Here is a 3185-nt window from a genome sequence, read left to right on the forward strand (position 1 = left end):
ATATAACCGGTATGTAAAGCTCCTGATTAGTATAGCTCGAATCCATTAAACTCTTATCACGATCCACTTCCTGCGAATGAAAAAAAACATACGCTTGCTCAAAGAATTTTTTCCTTGTCTCAGGTCGCTGATTTTGCTCAATATACTGAAAAGCCTCTCCAAGCTCTTGGTGTATATAAGTTATCAACTCTGCATTTTCGCCAAGCCACTCTCCAAGTACAGGCACAATACCCGTAGTGAGTGTTGTTCTTATTAAATTGGCATATTGTTTTTCCTCTTCGTTCGAAAGTATTTTGGCATCTAGCAAATCATCAATAAATGGATAGGTCAATCCATAGGAATAACCCAGTCTGATTGCCTTGTCGAGCCTCTTAGTACGCTCTTCAGGAGATACATCGCTGTCCATCTCTTCAATCTCTTGCATGATAACCCCTGCTATAATTTTAACAAGTTTTCGCTGAGCATGCTCTGCATCCATTCCTTTTGGGATATGTTTGGATACTTGCTTTAGCTTGTTTAATAACCAAATATACGTTAACTCTACATTTTCCTTTTTAGCCATACGGTATAATTCGACGACATTAAACGCTTGTTCTTCCTTGTCTTCCCCGCTTGAATTCGTCAGCTTATCCTTTAAGCTACTTACTACATCCGAAATCCTGTCTTGAGTTTCATGAGAATCAAGGGATTTTCCTAAATCACGGAGAAAAATGTATGAAATGCTTCGATTTAAGTAACTGTCTAGCTTACCTCTGTAATTTAAATACTGTATGTAATGGTTAAAATCCTTCGTATCAGCGTTTCCTTTTGTCTTTGTAAAAAGGGATAGGATGGGATTATTAACATGATTAGATTTCCAAATCCTTATATCTTCCGTTAAAAGGGGGAGATAGGTGTTTTCCTTAACCTGTATATGAAGCTCCTCGAAATATCGGGTGGCTTTCTGATTGGCTTGCCTATAGCATTCATCGGCATTTATTATTGAATTTAATTGAGTATTCATCTGTCACCTTCATTTACTTTTTTTAATCTTCCTAGTAATTATAACCTATATTTCATTCTCAGTTTTCATCTAGTTACTTACAATTTATTCTTAAGGTTAACCCCAAATGCCTAATTTTAAGAGGATAAAAATAAGAAGGCAGCTACCTCCTAGAGTAGCGACCTTCTGACTAATCATAAGCTTACCTTCCAAGAGCATAATGAGAATAAATACTCTCTTGTTCCTCGTTCATCTCTCCCATGATTGTATAATTAATTCTTTTCCCGAATAAATCCTTTATTGCTAGGAAAGCATCATACGGACAGGTTAGGGATTGCAGATTCGGAAGTCCCTTTAAGGCAGAGTAATCGTCCATTACTTCAATCCTTAAATCCTCAAGCTTTGTCATCCCTTTTAGAAAGTCTAAATTGTTCAATTCTACTTTAGTTATATCAAGAGAGCGTAAATTCCTAACCCCATTTATCTCCTCTATGCTTTTCGTTTTTATTCCAGACAGATTGAGGTGACTTAGCTTTTTACAAAAGGTCAATGGAGTCAAATCGTCTATCGTCAAATTTTCTAAAGAAAGCTCTTGTAGTAAAGGTAACTCTGCTAAAACAGAAATATCCGTCACCTTAGTATTACCAATAGATAGTTGCTTTAGCTCCTGAAGCTTTCTCAGGAACCTTAAATCACTTAGAGGAGTTTTCGCTAGATAGAGACTTTTTAAATCTTGTAATTGAGCAATCGGTGTAAAGTCTATAATCTCTAGAGTACTGGCAATCAACTCTCTGACGTTTGGAAAATATGCAAGGGGTCTGATATCAGTGATATTCGAAGGAAATAACCTTAGTGTAGTGATATTACCTAATTCGTGTTCTTTGATAGATGGAATGCCAAGCTTTGCAGTAAGAAAAGATGTCCAGCTTTCGTCTAGTTCAAGAGTATCCTCTTCCCCTCCCATAGATCCTTTATATGGGCGCTTCTTTAAATCATCAAAAAAGTGACCATAATCTCCCCATATGACATAGGGACCGTCTTCTTCCTCTATTAAAGAACAGTTCCCAATCTCAAATTGTTGAATGAGGAGCTCTAATAATTCCTCAAAGCTGTTACTAATCACATACATTTGCCTTTCATCTCGACCAAAATTTATAATCTGCCCGACTGTTCCATTTACCCCTGGTGCAAAATCCATAGCCAGATAATTTCCCCCGTAATCGTAGGCAATAGGTATCCATCCAGGATGAAAGGCTGCTTCTTGGATTGCACCTTTTTCAAAGGAAATGACATCTATAACGGACTCCTCGTAATAGGTTTTGTACCCTTTCCATTCCGATAACATCTCTCCGATGGAATGCCAGGTTAAGCCAAACATGAATCCAAGCTTTTTTTCTCCGTCATGAACGGAATAGATCGACTTAAAAGCTTCTGGAAATATGTAACCTGTTTCTAGCTCCAACCGAAGAATCTCTTCTTCGGTTGCCCCTTTGTTTAAGTATTTCTCCAAATTCGGTATATAGCTTCCTATTCTTGAAAAAAATTGTTCTCCCACTTCCTATCCCTCCCATTATCCTGTTAATCCTTATTTTACCATAAAGCTGCATTTATCCTAAAAATGAAAAAACCCACCTAGCAAAAGCTAAGTGAGCGTAAACAATATATTCTTGTAATTATTCTTTATTAAACCATAGCTCTTCTTGATCATCCTCATCACCATTGTAATTGATGAAAATTTCTTCTCCAGCTTTTATGTCGGTATACGCATAAAAGTCAAATGTCTCGTTTTTAAAATTAATCTCGTAGGTAGCATTTGGCTCGTACGAATGATTAAACAGCATCCCATAACCAAGCAGGATAGCGGATCTTCCAATACCGTATTCAAAGGCATAATCACCTAGTGTCGTTTTTTCTATATACTTATGTTGCTCGTTTGGATAAGAAATGACCGGGGCTTCATGTAAAAGCTCACCTTTTTTAATATCTCTAGTTGCAAATAATCCTCTGTTAAATTCGCCATCACTTACTTCAGACTTTTTTACTTCAATCATGTAGTTCTCCTATTCACGTTAAAATTTACTTATTAAGGATACCATTAAAAATCGTATCTGGCTCTTATATTAGTCAATTAAATAATCCGGATTAATTGTAAGCTAATCCATGAATCAATTTCATCATTTCTTTTTATACAATATCAAAGTAA

At 36.3% G+C, this 3185-nt stretch carries 2 protein-coding genes and 1 pseudogene; all 3 read right to left on the reverse strand.

The window, feature by feature from the left end; all coding sequences use genetic code 11:
- Positions 1-1003 (reverse strand): annotated as a pseudogene (locus AC06OU_RS17700) (polyprenyl synthetase family protein); the annotation flags it as partial.
- 181 nt (positions 1004-1184) lie between these two features.
- Positions 1185-2537 (reverse strand): SMI1/KNR4 family protein, encoded by a 1353-nt coding sequence (locus AC06OU_RS17705; RefSeq protein WP_475857535.1) that lies wholly within the window; start codon positions 2535-2537, stop codon positions 1185-1187.
- Between the two features lie 118 nt (positions 2538-2655).
- The gene (locus AC06OU_RS17710) at positions 2656-3033 is read right to left on the reverse strand and encodes an SET domain-containing protein (protein ID WP_251556469.1); all 378 of its coding nucleotides are present in this window, start codon (positions 3031-3033) and stop codon (positions 2656-2658) included.
- Positions 3034-3185 lie beyond the last annotated feature (152 nt).

The sequence above is a fragment of the Psychrobacillus sp. genome, from assembly GCF_056205495.1.

What these genes read in the sequence shown, in the direction of transcription:
- AC06OU_RS17710 (WP_251556469.1), bottom strand. Translation starts at nt 3,033, where the DNA reads ATGATTGAAGTAAAAAAGTCTGAAGTAAGTGATGGCGAATTTAACAGA.